Consider the following 23,685-nt stretch of genomic DNA (forward strand, 5'->3'; position numbering starts at 1 on the left):
TTTACGCCTGTTCGATCAGACTTTGTTCAAGTTCATCGGCCAGCCGGTTGGTAACGGCTGTATTTTGCAACCGCAGTTCGAAGATCATTTTGAGCAGCTCTCCTGTTTTTCTTTCCGGCGCTACGGTTGTCGTTTGTGACCTGGCAAACAGTTCGCGGAGCCAGTCGTTGACCACACAATCGACTACGAGGTGGATGCGGTCGGTGGGGCCGAGATTGGCCACGCGGTGGGGCAGGTTGGCATTGATGTACCAGCATTCGCCGGGCTGCATGGGTATGCGCTGGTCCTGCACAAAAAACTCGACCTCGTCGTTGGTGAATACGGGGATGTGTAACCTGGCTTCTCCATGTTCAAAGGCCAGTTCATGGTCACGGTGTTCTTTGATCACGGCGCCGCGCTTCAGGTTGAGCAAACGAACGGAAGCCAGGGGGCATTGAAAGGTATCGAGTAACTGCCTTACAGTGGGGCAGGTGGCCATCAGGGGGGTATCTTCATATCCATTTTCACTCATGAGGTCGGGAATGATGCGATCCTGGTGACCGCCGGGGGCGCGCAGGGAGAGCACGGTCCATTCGCCTTCGTACTGGCTGGTGTTGAAATGGGGTGACCAGATTTTGGGCAACTGTAAAATATCCTGCCGGATGGAGAGGATATTGATTGACAAGTCAATTTTTGCCGACCGGATCATAAGCAGTAGTTGGTTTAACGGTGCGTCGAATATAATATTTTTCTGTTATAGGGCTGGTTATTGTTGGGTTATCTGCCGATAATAAAAGTGCCCGTTCGCGTCAAATTGGCATATTTTGTGATATATTGTTTGGGTTTGGAAATATGCCTCTATATTGACTATCCACCTCCCTTTGCTTTGGTCACGCTGACCAATCTGCGGTTCTAGACGGCTCAATTCACCACTCTCGGTTTACTCTAGCTTTACTTCAGGTTTACTCTCGGTTTACTTTTGGTTTACTCCAGACACGGGAACGCTACGGTGTAGCCAGGGTATGGATAACCGCAGCATGCTCCTTCAACAGCTGTATTTAATTACAAGCCAGTTTGACAGTAAAACAGGTTATTCGTTTTTTACGTTCTTACCGGCAAACGGCCTGATGCCGGTCATTCTTTATCCGGCCTTTCCCAATTTGAGAATAACTCGTCTTAAGCCAGGCCTACGGTGACCGGCGTGAGGGTTGGCCAAGTAGGCATTATGTTACCGGGGCAGCAGGTAAAAGAGGAATGTAGCAAACTCAAATACAACCGGTTAGGGTTCCGGCAACACCAGTTACCGTCATTGCCCACCTCTTATCGTCACTGATAACCGGGAGCAGTCTTGAGCCGCCTGATGCACGGGCTTACCGGCAGGCCGGAAGGGTTGTTAATTGTCACTCGTATGCGGTAAAAAGGCTATAAATCCACTAAAAAGACCGTCTTTATACACTATTTTTGCAGTCTGATTTTGGCTTCGGACCTCGTTTTTTTACACGTTTTTTAAAATTTGACCCAAGCCGATTGTTTGTTGCTGTAAATCAATGTGGTTTGGATTTATGGCTATAACTTGCGCAGGCAACCAATAGCCTGGTGCTTTGTTATATTGATAACTATCACCACAAAAGCATTAAAAATGATAACAATTTCCGATAACGCGCAGGATTATATCCGCCAACAGATGGCAAAAGAAGGCTCTGCTGAAGGCAGCTTTGTCCGTGTGGGTGTAAAGGGTGGCGGTTGCTCTGGTTTATCCTACGAAATGAAGTTCGACACCGAAATGGGTCCGTCGGACCAGGTTTTTGAAGACAAAGGCCTGAAACTCGTGGTGGAAATGAAGAGCCTGCTGTACCTGTACGGTACCGAACTGGATTATTCGAGCGGTTTGAATGGCAAGGGCCTGTTCTTCAACAATCCGAACGCATCACGTACCTGCGCCTGCGGCGAAAGCTTCGCGGTATAATTGCCGGGAGGGAATGACCCTCGCATGACAACCGGAACCTATGGGTTTGTTCATGAGTAGCCCGCGAAAGCCATTGGGCAGCGGCAGCAGGGAAATGCATCAACGGTTAATTTCTGACTCACCAAGCGAAAAAGAACATGAGTACTGATTTAGATATTTTAAAGGACGTCTCAACGGAAGAGTACAAGTATGGCTTTACTACGAACATTGAGATGGAAATGGCCCCTATCGGCCTCAATGAAGATACTGTCCGGTATATCTCCGCCAAGAAGAATGAACCTGAATGGCTGCTGGAATGGCGCCTGAAAGCTTACCGACAGTTTGAAAAAATGGAATGGCCCTCCTGGCAGAATTTCGAAATGCCGTCCATGGACCTGCAGTCTATTTCGTTTTATGCTGCTCCCCGCAAGAAGGCCAAACTGAACAGCCTGGAAGAAGTAGATCCTGAATTGCTGGCCACTTTTGAGAAGCTGGGAATTCCCCTGACGGAGCAAAAGATGCTGGCCGGTGTGGCTGTAGACGCTGTTTTCGACAGTGTTTCCGTGGCTACTACCTTCAAAGGCAAACTGAAAGAGATGGGCGTTATCTTCTGCTCTTTCGGTGAAGCCGTGCAGGAATATCCCGACCTGGTCAAGAAGTTTCTGGGTACTGTAGTACCTCATACCGATAATATTTTCGCAGCGCTCAATGCCGCTGTATTCTCCGATGGTTCTTTCGTCTACATCCCTAAGGGCGTTCGTTGCCCGATGGAACTGTCTACCTATTTCCGTATCAATGCGGAAAATACCGGCCAATTTGAACGTACGCTGATCGTTGCCGACGACGACAGTTATGTGAGCTACCTGGAAGGCTGTACTGCTCCCATGCGTGACGAAAACCAATTGCACGCTGCCGTGGTGGAACTGATCGCCCTGGAGAATGCCGAGATCAAGTACTCGACCGTACAGAACTGGTACCCCGGTGATAAGGATGGCAAGGGTGGTATCTACAACTTCGTTACCAAACGTGGTATCTGCAAGGGTGTGAATTCCAAGATCTCCTGGACGCAGGTGGAAACCGGTTCGGCGATCACCTGGAAATATCCCAGCGTTATCCTCCGCGGTGATAACTCTACCGGCGAGTTTTATTCCGTCGCACTCACCAAGAACAAGCAGGTTGCTGATACCGGTACCAAGATGTACCATATCGGTAAGAATACCCGCAGCCGTATCATCTCCAAAGGTATCTCGGCCGGCGAAGGCCAAAACAGCTACCGCGGTCTGGTACAGGTAGGTAGTGGCGCCGACAATGCCCGCAACTTTACCCAGTGCGACTCGCTGCTGATCGGCGATCAGTGTGGTGCGCATACTTTCCCTTATATCGAATCGAAGAACAACTCTGCGATGGTGGAGCACGAGGCAACTACCTCGAAGATCGGTGAAGACCAGATCTTCTACCTCAACCAACGCGGTATCGATACCGAGAAAGCGGTAGCACTGATCGTAAATGGTTATGCCAAGGAAGTATTGAATCAATTGCCCATGGAATTTGCTGTTGAAGCCCAGAAGCTGCTGGCGATTTCCCTCGAAGGCTCGGTAGGTTAATGACATCGGGGTTATTCCCGACACATTAGCCGGTTAAGACATCGCAGCCTGCGGCCACAAGCAGCGGCTGTATTTAAGCAGTAATTTATCAAAGCGTTTATAAATGTTAAGTATTAAGAATCTGAAAGCATCTGTTGAAGGTAAGGAGATACTGAAAGGGCTGAACCTGGAAGTAAATGCCGGAGAAGTACATGCGATCATGGGACCCAACGGTTCCGGCAAAAGTACCCTGGCATCCGTACTGACCGGTAAGGAAGCTTATGACGTTACCGGCGGACAGGCTTTGTTTGAAGGTAAAGACCTTCTTGACCTTTCGCCCGAAGACCGTGCGAGAGAAGGAGTATTTCTGGCTTTTCAATACCCCGTTGAAATTCCAGGTGTATCCAACATCAACTTTTTGAAAACTGCTCTCAATGAGATCAGGGCCTATAAAGGTCTTCCTAACCTGGAAGCCAAAGAATTTCTGAAACTGCTGAAGGAAAAGCAGAAGTTGCTGGAATTCGACGCAGCACTGGCCAACCGTTCACTGAACGAAGGTTTCTCCGGTGGTGAAAAGAAAAGGAACGAGATCTTCCAACTGGCGATGCTCGATCCCAAACTGGCGATCCTCGACGAAACCGATTCTGGTCTGGACATCGACGCCCTGCGTATCGTATCCCGTGGTGTAAACAAGCTGCGCAATGGTAAGAACTCCTTTATCATCATTACGCACTACCAGCGTTTGCTGGAATACATCGTTCCGGACTTCGTACACGTACTGTACAAAGGACAGATCGTGAAATCGGGTACCAAGGAGCTGGCATTGGAGCTGGAAGAGAAGGGTTATGACTGGTTGAAAGAAGACAGCCATGAGACTGAAGCAGCTGAGATCCTGCTGCCCCGGTAATACCCTGACCACAGCTTTGATTTATTGAACCAGCAGAAAAAGAACCGGAATGGAACACAGGACTACACAAATTAACAGCACCTTATACGATCAGTGTATCGCTGATTATGAAGTACGCTCGCCTTTGTTTGCGGCGGAAGCACCAGAAGTGGTGGCAGCCCGCGCACAGGCTATCGAGCAATTCAAGCAACTGGGCTTCCCTTCTACCAAGGTAGAAGACTGGAAGTATACCAACCTGGTGCCTGTACTGAAAGAAAATTTTGAACTGGAGCAGGATGCCGAAGTGCTGACCGTAGCCGAAGCCCTCCTCGCGCAAGCGAAGATCGACCTGCTCGACTGTTACCGCATTGTACTGGTAAATGGTAAGTACCGCGCCGACCTGTCGGAGGTGCCTGCCGTGGAAGGTTTGTTCCTTTCTTCCCTGAGCGATGCCGCCGACCGTCCTGCCTTCAAGCAGCATTTTGGCAAATACATCGACCTGAGCAAGTTTCACTTTGCTGCAGCCAACACGGCTTTGTTCCGCAACGGCCTGTTCATCGATGTAAAGCGCAATACGGTAGTCGAAAAACCGCTTCACCTCATTCACGTAGCTACTGCGGGTGCGCCTACTTATTTCCAGCCCCGCCAGTTGTTTGTGGTGGGCACCAGCGCTTCGATCAGTGTGATTGAAAGTTATGTTACCGATGGCGCTCCGGTGTTTGTGAACAATGTAGCAGAGATCGTGGTGCAGGAGAATGCGCAGATGCAGCATTTTTATATTCAGGCCGGCGATGCCAATGCCCGTTATGTTCATCATACCGAGGTATACCAGCAAGCCAACAGCCAGTATAACAATTATAAAGCCTCTTTCCCGGGTACGAGCCTCTGGCGCAACAATATGAATATTGCGCTGGATGGGGAGAATGTGGAAAGCCACCTGTATGGTTTGTACCTGGCAGGCGGTCATCAGCTGGTAGACAACCATACGATCGTTGACCACCGTAAACCGCATTGCAACAGCAATGAGTTGTACAAAGGGGTGATGAAAGATGAGTCGGCCGGTGTGTTCAACGGTAAGATCTTTGTGCGCAAAGATGCGCAGAAGACCAATGCCTTCCAGCAAAACAACAATATGCTGTTGGGTAAGAAAGCCGTGGTGGATTCCAAACCGCAGCTGGAGATCTTCGCCGACGATGTGAAATGCAGCCATGGCAGCACCATGGGGCAGTTCAATCCCGAGGCCTTGTTTTACCTGAAATCCAGGGGCATTGGTGACGAGAAGGCGCGCGCCCTGCTCGTTCATGCTTTTGCGTACGATGTAACTGAAAAAATTCCTATTCCTGAAGTGCAGTCACACATCAATGCGCTGATCGACCAGGGATTGAAATAACAGGAGCATCCGGTGGAGCAGCAACTGATCGCACCGGTCGTTCATACATCAACATTTGATATAGTTACTTTACTATAGAACCACCCTGCCGCGCTTGTGGCAGGGTAGTTTATTTAACCAACACGCTCCGTAAGGGTCCCTTAGAACACTCATTGTTCATCGTTAATCTAAAAAACATGAGTACAGACGTTATGGTAGCTTCCGCCACTTTGGACATAGAAAAGATCAGAAAGGATTTTCCGATACTTGAGCGAAAAGTATACGGCAAGCCTTTGGTGTACTTCGACAACGGCGCAACGGCCCAAAAGCCGTGGGCAGTGATCAAAGGCATCGAGGATTATTATACGCAGCTGAACAGCAATGTACACCGTGGTGTGCATCACCTGAGCCAGCAAGCCACCGATGCGTACGAAGCATCGCGTCGTAAGATCCAGGCTTTTCTGAACGCGAAGCATGAGCACGAGGTGATCTATACCAAGGGCACTACCGATGCCATCAACCTCGTAGCGTACAGCTATGGCAAACAATTCGTGAAAGCCGGCGACACGGTGATCATTTCTGCGATGGAGCACCATTCGAATATCGTGCCCTGGCAGATCATGTGCGAAGACCGTGGTGCCCAACTGAAGGTGATACCGATCAACGACAAGGGTGAGCTGCAGATGGATGCCTTTGCGCAATTGCTGCACGACCGGGTGAAGCTGATCTCGGTGGCGTATGTATCGAACACGCTCGGCACGATCAACCCTGTCAAGGAGATCATTGAGCTGGCGCACCAGTATAAGATCCCGGTATTTCTCGATGCGGCACAGGCCGTACAGCATATTCCGATCGATGTGCAGGAACTGGATGTGGACTTCCTGGTGTTTTCGGGTCATAAGATCTATGGCCCTACCGGCATCGGCATTCTGTACGGTAAAGAGGCGTTGCTGAACCAGATGCCTCCCTACCAGGGTGGCGGCAGCATGATCAAGCAGGTAACGTTTGAAAAGACGACCTACCATGATCTCCCTTTCCGCTTTGAGGCCGGCACGCCCAATATCGAAGCCTGTATCAACCTGGGTACAGCGATCGACTATGTTACGAATATTGGCCTTCCGGCCATTCAGCAATATGAGCACGAGCTGCTGGAATACCTGACGGAGCAATTGCTGGCAATCGACAAGTTGCGCATCATTGGTACTGCCGCGGAGAAATCGGGGGTGGTGTCGTTCATCGTGGAAGGCGTGCATCCTTACGATGTGGGCGTATTGCTCGACAAGCTTGGCATTGCCGTTCGCACTGGCCACCACTGTACGCAACCGCTGATGGAGTTCTTCGGCATTCCCGGCACCGTGCGGGTATCGCTGGCTTTTTATAATACCAAAGCAGAAATCGACCAACTGGCGGCGGGTATTACCCGGGCAGTCAACATGCTGACCTAAGCTGGTTGTAAAAGAGTATTGACGATGATGAGCATTAATGAAATACAGGATGAACTGATCGACGAATTTTCGATGTACAGCGACTGGATGGAGAAATATGAATACATCATTCAGCTGGGCAAGGAATTGCCGTTGATCAAGGATGAATACAAACTGGACGAGAACCTGATCCGTGGATGCCAGGCAAGGGTGTGGCTGCATGCCGATTACCGCGACGGGCTGGTACATTTTACTGCCGACAGCGATGCGATCATTACGAAGGGACTGGTGAGCATGGTTGTACGGGTTTTATCGGGCCATCAGCCTGCCGAGATCGTGCAGGCTGATTTGTATTTCGTTGACAAAGTGGGTTTGAAAGAGCACTTGTCTGTTACCCGGTCGAACGGTTTGTTGTCTATGATCAAGCAAATGAAAGTGTATGCGCTGGCGCTGCAATCGAAAGCGTCGTAAAACTGAAGTGATATGATCGACAAGAAAAAGATTGAAGAGGATATATACGAAACGCTCAAGACGGTACATGACCCGGAGATACCCGTAAACATCTACGAGCTGGGTTTGGTATACGGCGTAGATATCCGGGATGATGGGTATGTGCAGGTAACGATGACGTTGACGGCGCCTGCCTGTCCGGTAGCCGGCGAGATTGTTCGGGAGGTGGATGAGAAGGTGCGTGCGGTGACTGATGTCAGCGATGTGAATGTGATGTTGACCTTCGACCCACCGTGGAACCGTGAAATGATGAGTGAGGAAGCCAAGCTGGAGCTGGGCTTTTTATAATAACTGATAATACTTGTAGCAAAGGCCTGCCGGGAAATATTTCCGGTAGGCCTTTTTCTTTTCTGGTAAGCACAAAAAAAAGCCACCCTCGTGGGTGGCTCGCCTGTGTGAATTGATACCCTATGAATAATGACCCTGCTATTAACGTTGCAACCTTGTCCTCATCGGAATGCACTCTATTAAGGACAAGTTTTGAAAACTACATACCTCTATTAACTGACCTATCTTACGCAGGCCTGTGTTTTCATCCGTACCGCTAAAGATTATACGAATAACAAGTTTGTCTGGATTTCCAGACAGCCACTTTTTTTCAACTTTCTTTAAAAAAGAGTTCCCGGGGGCTCATCTTCCCTTGTTCAAGAAAAAAAGACAAAAAAACGCTCATTTCTTTTAGTACAACATCGCCATTTAGTTGTTTCATATATATACGGTATGCGTACCCAATATTTTGAGGAAAACATCACCCCTTTATACAATGGGTTATAAATCCTACAGAAGACACTGGCTCTCATACCCGTACAATATCACCGTATACCCAAATAAGGTCAATAACTACTTACCGAAAAACCACTATCGAATGCAGATCATTTACCATTATCCGAGGCTAAGCGCCAACGACGCGTTGAGAATTACTGTGTTAACGACAGGTATTGCTAATTCGTCAATTCCACCGGGCATGTAACACTTACAAATACCCGCCTTTTTTTCAGATCGTATTCCTCCCAGGGCAACAAGATTGCAGTAATCAGTTACACGCAACACGATCAGCCCCACTTTTTATTGCATTTTTTTCTTAAACCAATTGACTTACTCAAAGCTGTCTATGAATCTCAAACCATCTAACAAGCATTATAGCGTCCCATTTCCTGCGGTGAGCTGCGAACAAGATTTTGAAGAGTTGGCAAAAGTGCTGCAAGGCGAATTGACCAGCGACGACGAGATCAATATTTCCGGGGGAATTGCCAAGGGCATCGTGCGGCGTTGTCAATTACAACCTGGTTGTTGTATACGAATCTGGAACCTCAACTTCAATCACGCGGTAGAACTGAATAAACGGGGGAATGAATCTGATCATAAGAACTGTACGATCGTGTATGTACTGACTCCAGGATCGTGCAAGCTGCGTACGATCGGCGGCCACGAACAATTCAATCAAAGCGATGCGCGCAATGGGCTAATGGTGTCCAACGGCGTCGATCTGCAATATGAAGTATTGCCCTTTCAACCTGTTCAGGTGATCGAGATCAGCGCCAATACGTTCTGGCTGGCACAACAATTCAGAAGGGCCGATCTGCCCCTGGAGAATCTGCTGGACCGCGTCAGCAATCCTGGGCAGCCGTTGATCCTGACCAATATCTGTACAGCGCATGTCATTACACAGGTCAATATGTTGTTTGAAGCGCTGATGGGGGGAGAGCAACCAGCCGGACGGAAAGAATTGCTGGTGAATACCCTGATGGTAGATTTCCTGAGCAAGACCTTGAACCCACAGGTACCACAAGGCCCCTCCAATACAGACGCCCACTTTATCAAGGTGCTGGAAGCAGAAGCTATCCTCAAGGCTCACCTGGAGGCTAATTTGCCGACCGTCAATATGATCGCACAACAGGTATCGCTGAGTGAATCGACGTTGAAGCGTCACTTCAAGATCGTATTCGGCAAGAGCCTGTATGAATATTATCTCGAGAAGAAAATGCAGCTGGCTAAAAACCTGTTGCAGGAACAACCACTGACCGTATACCAGGCAGCTTCGAGGCTGGGGTATGAAAAGGTGAGCAATTTTATCTGGATATTCAAGAAACACCATGGCTTCTCTCCGGGCACGATCAAGAAAAAAGCCTCGTCAGCAGCAACAGCAGCCGTATAGTAGTTACTAATTTATAGCATGCTTTCCACAAAAGCCTGCCTTTGAACAGAACCATTGTAGCATACTGAAAAACCACAAATAAGAAAGAGCACAGGGCCATACCAGGCGTGATAACTATTGCGTACCCTACCTGGATCCATGGCAAACTCTCTTTCTCGCACCACCACTAACCATCAACGCATTGCATGCAGCAGCGCGTTGATGGTTATTTCCTTATTCTTTTTTACTGTCAGGAGTCGTGGCCAAGGCTCCGGATAAACATATGATTTTGCCTCCATGCAAGGGGGCATGATCTGTTATTGCATTGGTAGTACTTCAGCACTTAACACAAAAAAAGCTTACTATGAGACCATTTGTACTATCCTTGTGCAGGGGATTATTATGCGCCACCATGCCATTCGCCTCTATTGCACAACAAGGAACCTCCACGACATCGCTGCTTCAATCGAAACAATCCAGCTTTTCTTTACCGTCCAACGTATCTTCCAGCTGGTACGAGCGAGCCACAGCGCATTTACAGGAAAGAGAATTTTTTATGAAGCCGTCTGAAGGGGCGAGCTTTGGAGCAGCCAACCGGAACAACCAGTTGGCTTATTATTTTACCCCCAATGGTTACCATGTAAAACCGCTACTAACGGATCAACAACCTGCAGCCACCTGGGAAGTGGCTTTCGACATTGCAGGTATTGGACGTGGACAGGCTCTAAAGGCCCCACAGGCGCCCAAGGCCCTTGTTCATAACCAAAACGAGGTCATTTATCACTACGAAGGTTTCTCAGCCCAATACATCAATGACGCCCGCGGTATGCGGCAGAACTTCATCGTGCAGCAAAAGCCGGCCGGCGACGGCTCGCTGCGCGTACAGCTAGCCATCAGTGGCGACCTGGCTGCCTCCATTACCGGGCCCGACCGGATCGTGCTGCGTGATCCTGCTAATGGATCATCTGACAGGCTGGTGTATGACCAACTGCGTGCCTGGGACGCCAATAACCAACCGGTGGCAGTTCGATTCGTGGATGAAGGCGATGGCAAGATCGCTATTGAAGCGGATGATGACCAAGCCACCTATCCCCTCACGATCGATCCGCTGAACCACACGCCCAACTGGACTGATAACGGCACAGGGCTTTTGTTTGCCGCGGTCAGCGACCTTACGGTTCCGCTGTTGTTTGGCTATACCGTGAGCGGCGTCGGTGACGTCAACAATGATGGTTTTGATGATATCGTCATTGGAGCGCCGGCTTATGTCAACATCATCAATGTAGCAGGCGGCACTTTTACGGCGGCATCTGTCGGTGCGGCCTTTTTGTATTATGGAAGTGGCGGTGGACCTGCTGCTACCCCTACCGAGGTGTTACAATCTACCACGCAGATAGGCGCACTGTTTGGTTTCAGTGTATCGGCTGCCGGTGACCTGAATAACGATGGATTCGACGATATCGTGGTAGGTGCTCCAGGTGATCATGCCAATGCAGGACTGCTGGTACCCAATGCCGCGATCGGCCGAATATATGTTTATTACGGCGGCGCTATTTTCGACGGCAATGTGAATACAGAACCCACCGTATCGATCAGCCTCAGTCTGCAGCCTTCGGATTTCCTGGGGGGCATTACCTCCGTGGCCAATCCGCTCTATGGCTTCAGCGTCAGCAGCGCCGGCAATGTAAACGGTGATGCCTATGCCGATCTGATCGTAGGTGCACCTGCCTATTTGAGACTACTTCCCTTACCCATTACACTCGGTGGCCGCGTGGATATTTACCACGGCAGTGCCACTGGCGTTTCCGCGACTCCCACACACACCATCGTGGGCAACCTCGTGGGCGGCCTGTTTGGCTATAGCGTCAGCTCCGCCGGCAATGTGAATGGCGATGCCTATTCGGATATCATCGTTGGCGCACCGGCCAGTCTCGGGTTACTAAGTGTAGGTAATGCCTATGTGTTTCATGGAGCGTCGGGAGGTATCAGTGCGACTACGGTTTCCGGCGCCAATATTGCCCTTACTGCACCTGCCAGCGGCTTGCTAACGGCGACTTTATTCGGTCTCAGTGTGAGCCAAGCGGGTGATGTGAACGGCGATGGCTTTGGCGATGTGATCGTGGGAGAACCACTTTCGCCCGATGGCCTTATCACCGACCTTTCACTGGCGGGTAAAGCACATATCTTCTATGGTAGTGCCACCGGTTTGGCACTGGCGCGCACATCTACCCTATCGAGCCCCAGAACCCGCAGCAGCCTGGTATCAGCAATACTTGGTGTTACGGGCAATCTGCTGTTTGGCTTTAGCGTAGACAGCGCCGGCGACGTCAACTGTGACGGCATCAACGACCTGATCATTGGTGAACCAGGCAGCACCGCGCTGGGAGTCGGTGTTAGTATCCCCAACCTGGTTACAGCCAGCGTACTTTCGGGCAAGGTCTATATTTACTATGGCCGTGCGGGTACAGGTCCTATAAACTATCCCTCTTATTTAATACAAGAATCCGCCTCTACCACGCTGTCTGCGGCCAACCTGTTGGGCGCCAGTGTAAGCTCCGCCGGCGACGTCAATGGCGACGGCACTGCCGATGTGATCATCGGTGCGCCCAACGGAACACTCAACCTCGGCGGCACACTTACAGGTATCGTCGGCAGTACGCTCGGCTATATCACGACCAATAGCATAGGTAGCGCCTATAGTTATTTCGGGTGCCTGGCCAATGTAGATCTTGACTTTGACAATGATGGTGTACCGGATGCCATTGACCTGGATGACGACAATGATGGCACACCCGATATGTCGGAATATCCCGGCATGGCGATGACGGCCGATCCTTCGGCCGATAACGATGGGGATGGCGTACCCAACTACAGGGATGCAGACTATGCCCCCTGCGGCGGCCTTAATGCCAATGGTATCTGTATTGCGTTTGATAAAGATGGCGATGGCGTACCCAACCACTTCGATATCGATGGTGACAATGACGGCATACCCGATGTGATCGAAGCAGGTGGTGTAGATACCAATGGCGACGGTATCCTTGATAATTTCTCCGACTCGGATGCGGACGGCCTCGCTACCACCATCGACATTACGCCTACCGGTGGTATTTTAGGTTCGGGTAATGGTCTTACCGCTCCCGACTTCGACGGAGATGGCATCCCCAATAATCTCGACCTCGACAGCGATGGCGACGGTATCTCCGATCTGCGTGAAGCCGGATTGCCCGATGCCGACAACAACGGCCTGGTAGACGGCTTTGTGGATGCAGACGGAGATGGTCTGGCCAATTCGATCGACCCCAAGAACGGACATTCGGGTGCGAGTGACCCGGCTGGTCCCGGTACTGCTTCTACACAGACACCTGCCGACACGGACGCCAATGGCCGGTACAATGGTAGTCCTACTACAGACAATACCGACTCCGACGCGCGATACAATTTCCTCGATGCGGATTCGGACAACGATGGTATTACCGACAATGTGGAAGCACAATCGACGACTCTCTATGTGCTGCCGATTACCGCAGATACAGACCTCGACGGCCTGGCCAATGTGTATGAAGGCACCACCGGAGGTGGCATCACCCCCAACGACCAGGACAGTGATGGCACACCCGACTACCTGGATACCGATAGTGACAACGATGGCATGTCGGATATGATCGAGGGGCATGACTATAACCTCGACGGCGTCAATAACGACAACGTGGTGCTGGCCAATGTGGATACAGATGGCGACGGCATCGACGATAATTTTGACCTGGCAACGGGCCCCAACGTCACCACCGCCGGTATGGGTACTCCTATTGTACCTGGCTCCCGTGGTCCCTTACAGGCTCGCGTGGCCTTCACGGAGCGTGACTGGCGCAATACGCTGGTTCAATTGCCCGTTATCCTGGCTTCTTTCACAGGCAGGCTGGCAGACGGCACGGTAGTGCTTGACTGGTCTACCGCCTCCGAGCAAAATGCTTCGCATTTCGAGGTATTGCGTAGTGGCGATGGCGCCAGCTTCGAGCCTATTGGCAAGGTGGCAGCCCAGGGCAACAGCAATCAGGTAGTCAATTATAGCTTTACGGATCACCAACCACTGGCGGGTATGAACTATTACCGCCTGCGGATGGTAGACATCGATCAACGCGCGACGCTTTCCAAGATCGTGCTGATCCGGCAGGATAGGGCTGGCCGTAGTATTACGGTGGCTCCCAATCCCGTTCGCGACCAGGTGCAGATCGTCTGGAACCGTATGCCTGCCGGAGAATACAAGGTAGAACTGGTGAACAGCCACGGGCAATTGGTGAAAACCATGCGAGCGGTCGTCAACAGCACTAAACAGGTGATGGTGATACCGCGTGAAGCCGGCTGGTTGAAAGGCAATTATGTGCTGCGGTTTACCACGGCTAAAGAAAGACAGGTGATCAAAATAGTTTTGGAATAAGGACAGGCCCACCCGGCTATCGGCCGGGTGGGTATCATTTTTACGATCTGTTAATCCGGATTACCGGTTACTGCATTCAGCAACTCTCCACTTGCTGCAAAGCACGCAAACCGGTAATCCGGATTTTTGTTATTAGTAAGTACACCCATTTCCCGGGCTCGATATATTTCATTTTAATTTACTTTTAATGTGATATTTACAAGTGGTTCCCGGTAGATGGGCATTATTTCAGACTTTTGTCAACACAATCATCTACTTACGTTATGGAAGAAGTTAAAATCTTATTGGTAGAGGATGAGAAAAAGATTGCCGAGGCGCTGAAGAAAGGTCTGATGGAGCAACAGTACCACGTAGAAGTGGCATACGACGGCCTCATCGGGAAGAAAATGATCGAGACCTATTCTTTCGACCTTGTCATTCTCGACATCAACCTGCCAGGCATGAATGGATATGAACTTTGCAAGGAGATCCGTAAGCGGGATGAGCGTATTCCGGTGGTCATGCTGACTGCCCTGAGTGCTACCGAAGACAAGATCGAAGGTTTCGACGCGGGTGCGGATGACTATATTGTGAAACCTTTCGACTTCAAGGAGTTGCTGGTTCGCATCCGGGCCCTGCTGAAGAGGATCTACCAGAATGTGCCCAGCGGCAATATGCTGAAGGTGGCCGACCTGGTGATGAACCTGGACAGCAAGGAGGTAACCCGTGCGGAAAAGCCGATCTCCCTGACTGCCAAAGAATTTCAGCTACTGGAGTTCCTCGTGCGCAACAAGAATCGGGTGGTTTCCCGGGCCGATATCGCGTTAAATGTATGGGATATCGACTTCGACACCAAGACCAACGTAATCGATGTCTACGTGAACTTCCTTCGCAAAAAACTGGATAAGGACTTTGACTCCAAGCTGATCCATACGCAAGTAGGGATGGGTTATATTCTAAAAGAACAGGCGTAGGTGAAGATCAAATTCAAAATAACTGCTCTCTTTACCCTGCTTGTTACGGCTATCCTGCTATTGCTCAGCTTTTCCATCTATTACTTTACTTCGCTGGAACGGCTGCAGGCTTTTAAACAACGGTTGAAGGGCCGCGCCAACAACAATGCGCAGCTGTACACCTATTTTGGCGACAGCAGCACCACGATGTTGCGCCGTTTCGATTCGGGATCTACCAATACCCTGCAGGCAAAAAGTGTGGTGATCTATAATTATCTGAATCAACCTGTTTACGAATTCAACGCAGGTAGTGAGGCCACTCCCCCCACCAACTTACTGATGCTGGAAAAGGCCCGTCTCAATGGAGAGGCTTACTATATGGTGGATAACCGCGACGTGATCGCCTTTCACCATACAGACTCGCTGAACCGGATCGTGGTGGTGGTTGCCGGTTATGATTCCGACGGCTGGAACCGCCTTTCGCAGCTGCGGAAGCTGCTGATCATCAGCTTGCTGATCGGCATTGCGGCTGCAGCGATCGTCGGGTTTCTTTTTTCGCGCCAATTGCTGACCCCGCTCACCCTGATGATCAAGGAAGTGAATGATATTTCTTCCCAAAACCTGTCGCACCGCATCGAAGCCGGTAGTGGTCATGATGAACTGCATCAACTGGCTACCACGTTCAATGAACTGCTCAACCGGTTACAGGAATCCTTTATTGTACAGCGGCGCTTCATTTCCAATGCTTCGCACGAATTATCGACGCCGCTAACTTCCGTATCGAGCCAACTGGAAGTAACGCTGCAGAAAGACAGGAGTACGGAAGAGTACCAGCAGGTGCTGCATTCTGTGTATGAAGATGTACAACAGATGCGACAACTTACCAAGAGTCTGCTCGAGATCACCAAAACCGGCACACAGGGAACGATCGAACTCAATGAGGTACGGATCGATGAGGTGTTGTTTAAGGTCATGAGCGATGTGCGTAAGATCAGTGCGCAATACCAGGTCGAACTCCAGTTTGGCGAGTTTCCGGATGACGAAAAAAGATTCCTGGTTTTCGGCAATAACGACTTGTTATACAGCTCACTGAAGAATATTGTAGAAAATGGCTGCAAGTATTCTCCGGATCATTTGTCGTGGGTGGACCTTTCTTTCTCCAATGATCAGGTAATCGTTCAGGTGAGGAACCATGGCGATGTGATTGCCGAAGAGGAAAGAGAACATATCTTTCAACCTTTCTATCGTACCAACGCGGCGACTCATATCAAGGGTTTCGGCCTGGGGCTTGCGCTGGCTAAAAGGATCATCAGCCTGCACCGTGGCAATATCACTGTTGAATCTGATGCTCAATCAGGTACGATGTTCACTATACAACTCCCATCTGTAAAAGCGTTCTCTGCGCATTGAGGCTTAATTAATTGCCTTTTAATGCACGTTTAATCGACGTTTAACGGCAATGAGCCATATTTGAATACTCATCATTCAGGTATGTACAATCAGTTGTTTTCTCGTTGGATCCCGTTGCTTTGCCTGTTGCTGGTCGTGGTTGCCGGGGTGAGCCTGGGGCAGAAGAACTCGCATCTTGTTCACAAGAACAATGCGTTGGTGCTTCAGAATGATTCTATTCTATCGGTTAACCTCCAACTTTCGAAAGAGCTCTCCAAGCTTCAATCGACCCTCGACAGTGTACGTATGAATAGTGCCTCTGCCAGCCGGCTGCGACTTCCTGACTGATCAGGACGATGATATTTCGTTTAGCTATTATCCGTACTCTATAGCAGGAAGCCATTTGGCAACTATCGCTTCCAGGTAATTAATGACCCCGGCGTTGCCGGGGTCTTGTTTTTTGGGGGCAGGTGTGTGAACCCGTCCTGTGGCCCGTGTATTTTTAATGTAAAAATTTGTGCTTATTCTTCCGGAATGTGAAAACTGTTCGTAACTTATGCAACGCAAAGGCATTTACTTTCTGCCCGGAAATAACTTCTAAGAAACAGCCTCATCGATTGCCCGCCCGCTTTGTTTTATCAGCCCGTTTTAATCAGATCCCCGCGTCCCTAACCTTATGAAAGCGTTGCCCGGTACCCTTGGGTGTCCAACATCTATCCTGTCACTTTCAAAAAGGAGAAGCTATGAAACCGCATCAATCGCCGTACATCAACAAGCGGAAGAAGACAATCGAGTTCCACATTCGCAACAGCTGCGCCGGCCAGATCACGCTGGCAGGTACTTTTAACCACTGGGCCCAGGATGAATTGAAGATGCGCCTCACAAAAGACGGTGACTGGCTCATCGAGATCCCTATGCTGCCGGAGGGAAAGTATCACTACAAATTCTTCATTGATGGTAGGATGTGGATGGAGGACATTGAGAACCAGTTGCGTGAGCCCGATGGGGTATGTGGCTGGTACAGTGTGCTCACGGTATAACCATTAACAGTAACAACAGTAAGGTGTAAAGCGACAGCCAGGCAGGTTGCCACTTTACACCTTTTTTATGTCTGCAGATCAGTTAGGCATTGCCGTATACATGGTAAACCGATTTGCGGAGTATGTCGCCTTTACCACTGCAAATGAACTCGAGCACATCGGCAATTTCGGAAGGCTTGACCCATTTGCTGAAATCGGCATCGGGCATATCTTTTCGGTTGGCTGGTGTGTCGATGGTACTGGGTGCTATGACCGAGACCACTACATCTTTTCCTTTGGCCGACTCGTTGAGCAGGTTGGCCAGTTGCACCAGCAGTGATTTGCTGAGCGAGTACGCGATCAGGTTTTTACCTGCTTCCGGTTGCAGGGCAGGCCGGGCACCTACCAGCACGATCCGTCCGTATCCGTTCTCCATCATGTGCTGGAACAAGGGACGCACGAGGTAATAGGCGGTTTCGAAGTTCATGGCAAACATCTTCTTCAGTGCTGCCCCATCGGTAGCTGCAATATCGCCCATGGCAAAACCTCCCACCAACAACAGGGCACCATCGATCTGCTTATACAGACTGATCGCCTCTTTAGCAAAAAGATCACTGGCCGTTTCGTCGGAAAGGTTTACCGCATGCAATTCGAACTGCGGGTGATCATGGGCAAAACCCAGGTGACTGCCGGAATGATCGACTCCAATCACTTTATACTGTTCATCGAGGAATTTTTTAACGACTGCGGTACCGAGGCCGCCGTTGGCGCCGGTAATAAGTATTGTTTTGGCCATGGTAGTTGGATTGTGGTACAAATGTAGGGGATGAGATTGGTAGGCATAAAAAAAGCCGGCGTAAATACGCCGGCTATAACCAACATGGACTCGTTTGATCCTTTATAACACATAGTTCCAGTGATGTTTATCTGCTGCCTGCCCGGTGCGTATGGCTTCGAGTTGATCGCGCAGTCGGAACATGATGGCCTGCGCATCGTAAGCCGGCAACTGGTAGTCGATGTCATGGATACAGATGGTACCGATCGGGGCCACAATGGCTGCGGTACCGGCACCGAAAGCTTCCGTAATGGTGTGCTGGCGGAATGCTTTTTCCAGCTCTTCTATCGACACGAGCCGCTCTTCGACCGGTATGCCCAGGTCGCGCGCCACCGTGAGCAGCGAGTCGCGGGTAACCCCATCCAGGATTGAATCGCTGAGCGGTGGTGTCACCACGGTACCATCGATCACAAATACCGCGTTCATCATTCCTGACTCTTCAATGTATTTATTCTCTTTCGCATCGGTCCAGAGCACCTGGTCATAACCTGCTTCTTTGGCTTTGGTGGTGGGATAAAACGCTCCACCATAATTGCCGCCGCATTTGGCTGCTCCCGTACCGCCACGCGCGGCACGAACGTATTGCGTTTCTACCCGTACCCGCAGCGGCTTTTGAAAAGCGGCGGCTACCGGACCTGAAAAGATGACAAACTTGTATTCGTCGGAGACCTTCACCCCAAATTTGGCTTCGCTGGCGTAGGCAAATGGGCGAATATACAATGCCGTACCGGGCGCAGTCGGTATCCAGTCTTTATCCAACGATATCAATTGGCGCAATCCTTCCACAAACACGTCTTCCGGCACAATGGCCATGGCCATGCGGTCGAGCGACCGGGACAGCCGTTCGTGGTGTTTATGCACCCTGAACAGGTTGATGCGCCCATCCTGCATGCGGAACGCCTTCATGCCTTCGAAAACCGTTTGCCCGTAATGCAGGGCCAGGGAGGTTGGCGACAGGGTCAGGTTGCCAAACGGCATAATGGCTGGTGCCTGCCATTCGCCTTGTTTGTAATCACATACCAGCATATGGTCGGCCACGTAGGTGCCGAAGCCAAGGTTGCTGAAGTCTACTTCCTGCAAGCGGGACTGTTGTACCCGCTGCACCGAAATGGGTTGTGTTAGTTCCATGGTTGACGTTTTTACCTGGTTGTTTTTCTGGCTATACTTTCCCTATTAGTTTTTATGACGGGACGGAGCTACCGATACGCTGCACCGCTTCTACCAGGACATTAAAATCGTCCATCCTGCTGCGGTGATTGGTGATGGCGGCGCGGATCGCATAGTTGCCCTGCAACACCGTATAGGAGGGCGCTGCGATGCCCTGCTCGTGCAGGCGCATCAGAATCTCCTGGTTGAGCTGGTTGAGTGCTTCGTTGGTAAGGCCGCCGGGATTGTACCGGAAGCACACGATGTTGAGTGGCACCGGGCCCATCAACTCCAGTCCGGGTGTTACCTTGATCAATCCGGCCAAGTATTGAGCCTGGCGCAGGTTTTGGCGGATCATCTGCCGGTACCGGTCGAGCCCATGCTCCTTGATCGACATCCATACTTTCAATGCTTTGAAGCCGCGGGAAAGTTCCATGCCGTAATTGCTCATGGGGTCGGGACCGCCAGACAATCCGCGTTCATGCGGTACGAGGTAGGTAACGTTGCTGGCAAAGGCAGCGCGATGAATCGCAGCATCGCGGATCAGCACACAGGCTACCTCGTAGTTGACATATAACCACTTGTGGTAGTCGAAGGAAAGGCTATCTGCCTGTTCAATGCCTTTGAGCCGGTCGTCGAACTCAGGTAGTATTTTAGGCACGGCACCGAAGGCGCCATCCACATGAAACCAAAGGCCTTCTTCCCGCGCGAGGGCTGCCAATTCATGTAGTGAATCGATGGATCCGGTATTGACCGTTCCTGCGTTGCCGACTATGCAAAATGGTAGCAGCCCCGCAGCACGGTCTTCCCGGATCTGCTGTCGCATGAGGTCGACACGCACCTGGTATTGATCATCTACCGGTACTTTGCGGAAATTGTCACTGCCGATGCCAATCACTTCCACGCCCTTGATGACGCAGTTGTGTGTTTCGGCCGATCCATACATCATCATCTGTGCCGGCACGGCCTGCAGTCCTTTCTTCCGTACCTGTTCCTGAAAATGATTGCGCGCTACGACCAGGGCGGTAATATTGGCCAGGGAGGCTCCACTCAACAGTATACCACCGGCCGTTGCCGGAAAGCCCATCATCTCTTTGGACCAATCGATCACCTGCTTCTCTACATACATGGGCATGTGATCGCCGATACTGACATTGGTATTCATGCCCGACGCCAGCATATCGGCCAGCATGCCAAGGGGCGTGCCACCTCCCTGCACCCATGACCAAAATCGCGGGTGTGCATTCTCCGTATTGTAGGGTAATATGTGGTTTAGAAACTGATCGTATACCATAGCAGGATCTGCTGGTTGCTGGGGCAATGGTTGTTGCATACCGTCGATCGCTTCGACGGGTGGCTTTTGCCAGGCTGGCCGTTCGCGTGATGTTTGCAGGTAATGAAACATATCGTCGAGCATGCGATGCCCCAATTGTTTGAAGGCGGCCCAATCGGCCGGGTCGAGACTTGTTTCTTCCAACAGCTCCGGTACTTTTTTCATGCTATATAGTTTTTATGGCCTGATAGACGAAGATCAAAGACTGCGCAGGCCGGTACAATTTGATGCTTGCCTTTGCGCGTTGCCAGGTGTTGTTGTGCATCGAACACTACAAAGCTCCTGTGTTTTTCTAATTAAAAACAGATTCAGATTTGCCTATTTTAACTGGATCAGATGACGCGGGAGGAGGGAAATGATACCACCACATGGGGGGAGCCAGCCCTCCAAATGATCAAAGGCGCTGGCCGGAACTACGGGTTCCGGGCAACGCCTTTCAATGTTTTTAATCAGGATAGGTTCAGCTCAATGGTCCGCCGTCGTACTACTGTAACGTGATGGTGTACGACTGTGGAGAGGTTGTTTCGAGGTACCCGTAGGTACGTTCAATTTTTTTGGCTACCGGGGCTGCTACCAGTCCGGCATTTTTTTCGTTGGCTACTGTAAATCCCATCGATGCACTGATGCACAACAGGAAGATGATCTTTTTCATACAAAGGTGTTGGCTGATAAACAATGGTGCTGCTACATAAGGATACAAATGTCTGCCAGATCACCTCCCCGGGCAATGGCAGGGTGCCTGAACTGTAGGTTATACCGGATGAGATGTTGATTTTTTGGCTCCTGTGCCAGGGGGGCGGTGGGCGCGCCAACCTACGAGCCAGTCACCAGGAGCCTGCCAACGAGGCCCAACCAACAGCCCACCAACAGGGGAGACTGGCAACAAAAAGGCCCGAAGCTGGTGCTCCGGGCCCTTAACGATATTATGTGGTTGATTAACTGACTGTTTCCTGGCGTGTATCGTGGTAAATGCGTTCGATGGCCGCCTGAAACTTCTCCATGATCACCTTGCGTTTGAGACTCAGTTTGGGCGTCATTTCGCCGGTCTCCACGCTCCACTCATCGGGCAGCAATTCAAACTTCTTGATCTGCTCCACATGACTGAAATAGGTATTGAAGCTCTCTACCAGGTCTTTATAAAACCGGATCACCTTTGGGTCGCGTACCAGCTCTGCCACATTGGTGGTTTGAATACCCTGCTGCCGTGCCCAATCCTTGAGGTTGCTGGGCGACGGAACGATCAGGGCGCCCACAAACTTGCGCTCGGAACCTACCACCATGATCTGTTCGATGTAGGGTGATTCCTTCAGTTTGTTCTCGATGGGCAGGGGCGCTACGTATTTACCACCACTGGTCTTGAACATTTCCTTTTTGCGATCGGTGATCTTCAGGAACCTGCCCTCGTCGATCATTCCGATATCGCCGGTATGGTACCAACCGCCATCGGTAATGCTTTCGGCGGTGAGGTCAGGACGCTTGTAATACCCCATCATGATGTTGGGGCCCTTGCAGAGTATCTCGCCGTCTTCGGCAATCTTCACTTCGATGTTATCGATGAGTGGACCTACTGTACCGAACTTTCTGTCTTTCTCCTGGTAGCGGTTGACGCTGATCACGGGTGAGGTTTCGGTAAGGCCATACCCTTCCATGATGGGTATACCGGCAGCGGTGAAGATCCTGATCAGCCTTACCTGGCAAGCTGCGCCGCCGGTAACGATGCAAAGCAACCGGTTGCCCAGGGCCTCGCGCCATTTGCTGAATATGATCTTATTGGCCAGCGCCAGTTGCAGGCGATAGCCAATGCCCATGTTCTTGTTGATCTCGAAACGGGTGGCCAGGTCATGGGCCCAAAAGAATAGTTTGCGTTTGATGCCTCTCAGTTCTGCGCCTTTGGCCATGATCTTATCATACACTTTCTCCAGCAGGCGGGGTACGGTGGTGAACATCGTAGGCTGTACTTCCTTCAGGTTATCGCCGATGGTTTCCAGGCTTTCGGCGTAGTAGATCGCTGTTCCTTTGAACAGGTAGATATAGCTCACCATGCGTTCGAACACGTGGTTGAGCGGCAGAAAGCTCAGTGCCCGCATATCATTACCCGGCGGAAAGCAGGGGATACAATCGATCACATTGCTCATGATATTGCGGTGCGACAGCATCACCCCTTTGGGCTTGCCGGTAGTACCGGAAGTATAGATGATGGTGGCGAGGTCTTCGTACCGGATCGAATCGGCGATAGAGCGAACTCTGGTGGCCGCCGCGGCATCTGCCAATGGCAGTATCTCCTTCCATTGTTTGGCACCAGGTACTTTCTCGATCGTGTAGATCTCTTTCAACGAAGGTATATTGGGCATTACATGCTGCACTTTGTGATAAAGGTCTTCGTCATTGACGATCACCAGTTTCACCTGGGCATCCTGCAGGATGAATTCCAGCTCACTGATGCTGATGGTGGGATACACGGGTGTCAGCACAGCACCGATCTGCTGTACGGCCATATCGATGATCAACCATTCGGGCCGGTTCTTGCAGATGATCGTGACCTTATCACGTCCTTCTGCCGTCATATCCCCGGGGCCAATGCCGAGGTTGAGCAATCCTGCGCTCAATGTATCTACGGTTTCTCTTATTTCCTGTGTGCTGTATTTCCGCCATTGACCGTTCTCTTTACCGGCAAACATGTCCGGCAGGGGCTTGCGCTGGAGATGGTAATCAATACAATCGAAAAGGCGCCTGGGCTCGGTCATAACAATCGTGGTTTATGTG

General features: G+C 50.7%; 19 protein-coding genes. 13 read left to right on the plus strand and 6 right to left on the minus strand.

Features of this window, described 5'->3' with window-relative positions:
• Window position 1 precedes the first annotated feature (1 nt).
• Window positions 2-664 (minus strand): aspartyl/asparaginyl beta-hydroxylase domain-containing protein, encoded by a 663-nt coding sequence (locus tag P2W70_RS06885; RefSeq protein ID WP_276480700.1) that lies wholly within the window; start codon window positions 662-664, stop codon window positions 2-4.
• A gap of 954 nt (window positions 665-1,618) precedes the next feature.
• Here P2W70_RS06885 and P2W70_RS06890 point away from each other — a divergent pair.
• From P2W70_RS06890 to P2W70_RS06950, 13 genes are all read left to right on the plus strand, one after another.
• A complete protein-coding gene (locus tag P2W70_RS06890) occupies window positions 1,619-1,945 on the plus strand; it encodes a HesB/IscA family protein (protein WP_276480701.1) in 327 nt (108 codons plus the stop codon).
• A gap of 137 nt (window positions 1,946-2,082) precedes the next feature.
• On the plus strand, window positions 2,083-3,528 hold the full coding sequence (gene sufB / locus P2W70_RS06895) for a Fe-S cluster assembly protein SufB (RefSeq protein ID WP_276480702.1): 1,446 nt from the start codon (window positions 2,083-2,085) through the stop codon (window positions 3,526-3,528).
• Window positions 3,529-3,631: 103 nt separating this feature from the next.
• Window positions 3,632-4,414: a Fe-S cluster assembly ATPase SufC gene (sufC, locus tag P2W70_RS06900; RefSeq protein ID WP_276480703.1), complete on the plus strand. Its 783-nt coding sequence runs from the start codon at window positions 3,632-3,634 to the stop codon at window positions 4,412-4,414.
• A 49-nt stretch (window positions 4,415-4,463) separates the two neighbouring features.
• Complete coding sequence (gene sufD, locus P2W70_RS06905; RefSeq protein ID WP_276480704.1) at window positions 4,464-5,783, plus strand: Fe-S cluster assembly protein SufD; 1,320 nt, start codon at window positions 4,464-4,466, stop codon at window positions 5,781-5,783.
• A 176-nt stretch (window positions 5,784-5,959) separates the two neighbouring features.
• Window positions 5,960-7,207 (plus strand): aminotransferase class V-fold PLP-dependent enzyme, encoded by a 1,248-nt coding sequence (locus P2W70_RS06910; protein WP_276480705.1) that lies wholly within the window; start codon window positions 5,960-5,962, stop codon window positions 7,205-7,207.
• Window positions 7,208-7,231: 24 nt separating this feature from the next.
• Window positions 7,232-7,657, plus strand: coding sequence for a SufE family protein (locus tag P2W70_RS06915; RefSeq protein ID WP_276480706.1), 426 nt, complete (start codon window positions 7,232-7,234; stop codon window positions 7,655-7,657).
• Between the two features lie 12 nt (window positions 7,658-7,669).
• The gene (locus tag P2W70_RS06920) at window positions 7,670-7,984 is read left to right on the plus strand and encodes an iron-sulfur cluster assembly protein (protein ID WP_276480707.1); all 315 of its coding nucleotides are present in this window, start codon (window positions 7,670-7,672) and stop codon (window positions 7,982-7,984) included.
• A gap of 823 nt (window positions 7,985-8,807) precedes the next feature.
• Complete coding sequence (locus tag P2W70_RS06925; protein WP_276480708.1) at window positions 8,808-9,851, plus strand: helix-turn-helix domain-containing protein; 1,044 nt, start codon at window positions 8,808-8,810, stop codon at window positions 9,849-9,851.
• Between the two features lie 343 nt (window positions 9,852-10,194).
• Window positions 10,195-14,268 carry a T9SS type A sorting domain-containing protein gene (locus tag P2W70_RS06930; protein WP_276480709.1) on the plus strand — a complete coding sequence of 1,358 codons (4,074 nt, stop codon included), beginning with the start codon at window positions 10,195-10,197 and terminating at the stop codon, window positions 14,266-14,268.
• Between the two features lie 263 nt (window positions 14,269-14,531).
• Window positions 14,532-15,221, plus strand: coding sequence for a response regulator transcription factor (locus P2W70_RS06935; protein WP_276480710.1), 690 nt, complete (start codon window positions 14,532-14,534; stop codon window positions 15,219-15,221).
• Window positions 15,222-16,610 carry a HAMP domain-containing sensor histidine kinase gene (locus P2W70_RS06940; RefSeq protein ID WP_276480711.1) on the plus strand — a complete coding sequence of 463 codons (1,389 nt, stop codon included), beginning with the start codon at window positions 15,222-15,224 and terminating at the stop codon, window positions 16,608-16,610.
• An 81-nt stretch (window positions 16,611-16,691) separates the two neighbouring features.
• Window positions 16,692-16,937 carry a hypothetical protein gene (locus P2W70_RS06945; protein ID WP_276480712.1) on the plus strand — a complete coding sequence of 82 codons (246 nt, stop codon included), beginning with the start codon at window positions 16,692-16,694 and terminating at the stop codon, window positions 16,935-16,937.
• Window positions 16,938-17,332: 395 nt separating this feature from the next.
• Complete coding sequence (locus P2W70_RS06950) at window positions 17,333-17,629, plus strand: early set domain-containing protein (protein WP_276480713.1); 297 nt, start codon at window positions 17,333-17,335, stop codon at window positions 17,627-17,629.
• An 82-nt stretch (window positions 17,630-17,711) separates the two neighbouring features.
• Here P2W70_RS06950 and P2W70_RS06955 read toward each other — a convergent pair whose 3' ends face one another.
• The 5 genes from P2W70_RS06955 to P2W70_RS06975 all read right to left on the minus strand — a co-directional run bounded on the left by P2W70_RS06955 (window position 17,712) and on the right by P2W70_RS06975 (window position 23,666).
• Entirely contained in the window at window positions 17,712-18,404 is a 693-nt protein-coding gene (locus P2W70_RS06955) for an SDR family NAD(P)-dependent oxidoreductase (protein ID WP_276480714.1), read from the minus strand.
• A 102-nt stretch (window positions 18,405-18,506) separates the two neighbouring features.
• Window positions 18,507-19,571, minus strand: coding sequence for a branched-chain amino acid aminotransferase (locus P2W70_RS06960; protein WP_276480715.1), 1,065 nt, complete (start codon window positions 19,569-19,571; stop codon window positions 18,507-18,509).
• A gap of 52 nt (window positions 19,572-19,623) precedes the next feature.
• Window positions 19,624-21,087, minus strand: a complete 1,464-nt coding sequence (locus P2W70_RS06965) for a pyridoxal phosphate-dependent decarboxylase family protein (RefSeq protein WP_276480716.1) — start codon at window positions 21,085-21,087, stop codon at window positions 19,624-19,626.
• A 319-nt stretch (window positions 21,088-21,406) separates the two neighbouring features.
• Window positions 21,407-21,574, minus strand: coding sequence for a hypothetical protein (locus tag P2W70_RS06970; RefSeq protein WP_276480717.1), 168 nt, complete (start codon window positions 21,572-21,574; stop codon window positions 21,407-21,409).
• 283 nt (window positions 21,575-21,857) lie between these two features.
• Window positions 21,858-23,666 (minus strand): AMP-dependent synthetase/ligase, encoded by a 1,809-nt coding sequence (locus P2W70_RS06975; RefSeq protein WP_276480718.1) that lies wholly within the window; start codon window positions 23,664-23,666, stop codon window positions 21,858-21,860.
• Between the last annotated feature and the right edge of the window lie 19 nt (window positions 23,667-23,685).

The organism is Paraflavitalea pollutisoli, assembly GCF_029360705.1.
Taxonomy (GTDB): Bacteria; Bacteroidota; Bacteroidia; order Chitinophagales; family Chitinophagaceae; genus Paraflavitalea; species Paraflavitalea pollutisoli.

Excerpts from the sequence above, each read along its gene's own strand:
- P2W70_RS06890 (WP_276480701.1), top strand. The coding sequence starts at position 1,619 with ATGATAACAATTTCCGATAACGCGCAGGATTATATCCGCCAACAGATG.
- sufB (WP_276480702.1), top strand. The coding sequence starts at position 2,083 with ATGAGTACTGATTTAGATATTTTAAAGGACGTCTCAACGGAAGAGTAC.
- sufC (WP_276480703.1), top strand. The coding sequence starts at position 3,632 with ATGTTAAGTATTAAGAATCTGAAAGCATCTGTTGAAGGTAAGGAGATA.
- sufD (WP_276480704.1), top strand. The coding sequence starts at position 4,464 with ATGGAACACAGGACTACACAAATTAACAGCACCTTATACGATCAGTGT.
- P2W70_RS06910 (WP_276480705.1), top strand. The coding sequence starts at position 5,960 with ATGAGTACAGACGTTATGGTAGCTTCCGCCACTTTGGACATAGAAAAG.
- P2W70_RS06915 (WP_276480706.1), top strand. The coding sequence starts at position 7,232 with ATGATGAGCATTAATGAAATACAGGATGAACTGATCGACGAATTTTCG.
- P2W70_RS06920 (WP_276480707.1), top strand. The coding sequence starts at position 7,670 with ATGATCGACAAGAAAAAGATTGAAGAGGATATATACGAAACGCTCAAG.
- P2W70_RS06925 (WP_276480708.1), top strand. The coding sequence starts at position 8,808 with ATGAATCTCAAACCATCTAACAAGCATTATAGCGTCCCATTTCCTGCG.
- P2W70_RS06930 (WP_276480709.1), top strand. The coding sequence starts at position 10,195 with ATGAGACCATTTGTACTATCCTTGTGCAGGGGATTATTATGCGCCACC.
- P2W70_RS06935 (WP_276480710.1), top strand. The coding sequence starts at position 14,532 with ATGGAAGAAGTTAAAATCTTATTGGTAGAGGATGAGAAAAAGATTGCC.
- P2W70_RS06945 (WP_276480712.1), top strand. The coding sequence starts at position 16,692 with ATGTACAATCAGTTGTTTTCTCGTTGGATCCCGTTGCTTTGCCTGTTG.
- P2W70_RS06950 (WP_276480713.1), top strand. The coding sequence starts at position 17,333 with ATGAAACCGCATCAATCGCCGTACATCAACAAGCGGAAGAAGACAATC.
- P2W70_RS06955 (WP_276480714.1), bottom strand. The coding sequence starts at position 18,404 with ATGGCCAAAACAATACTTATTACCGGCGCCAACGGCGGCCTCGGTACC.
- P2W70_RS06960 (WP_276480715.1), bottom strand. The coding sequence starts at position 19,571 with ATGGAACTAACACAACCCATTTCGGTGCAGCGGGTACAACAGTCCCGC.
- P2W70_RS06965 (WP_276480716.1), bottom strand. The coding sequence starts at position 21,087 with ATGAAAAAAGTACCGGAGCTGTTGGAAGAAACAAGTCTCGACCCGGCC.
- P2W70_RS06970 (WP_276480717.1), bottom strand. The coding sequence starts at position 21,574 with ATGAAAAAGATCATCTTCCTGTTGTGCATCAGTGCATCGATGGGATTT.
- P2W70_RS06975 (WP_276480718.1), bottom strand. The coding sequence starts at position 23,666 with ATGACCGAGCCCAGGCGCCTTTTCGATTGTATTGATTACCATCTCCAG.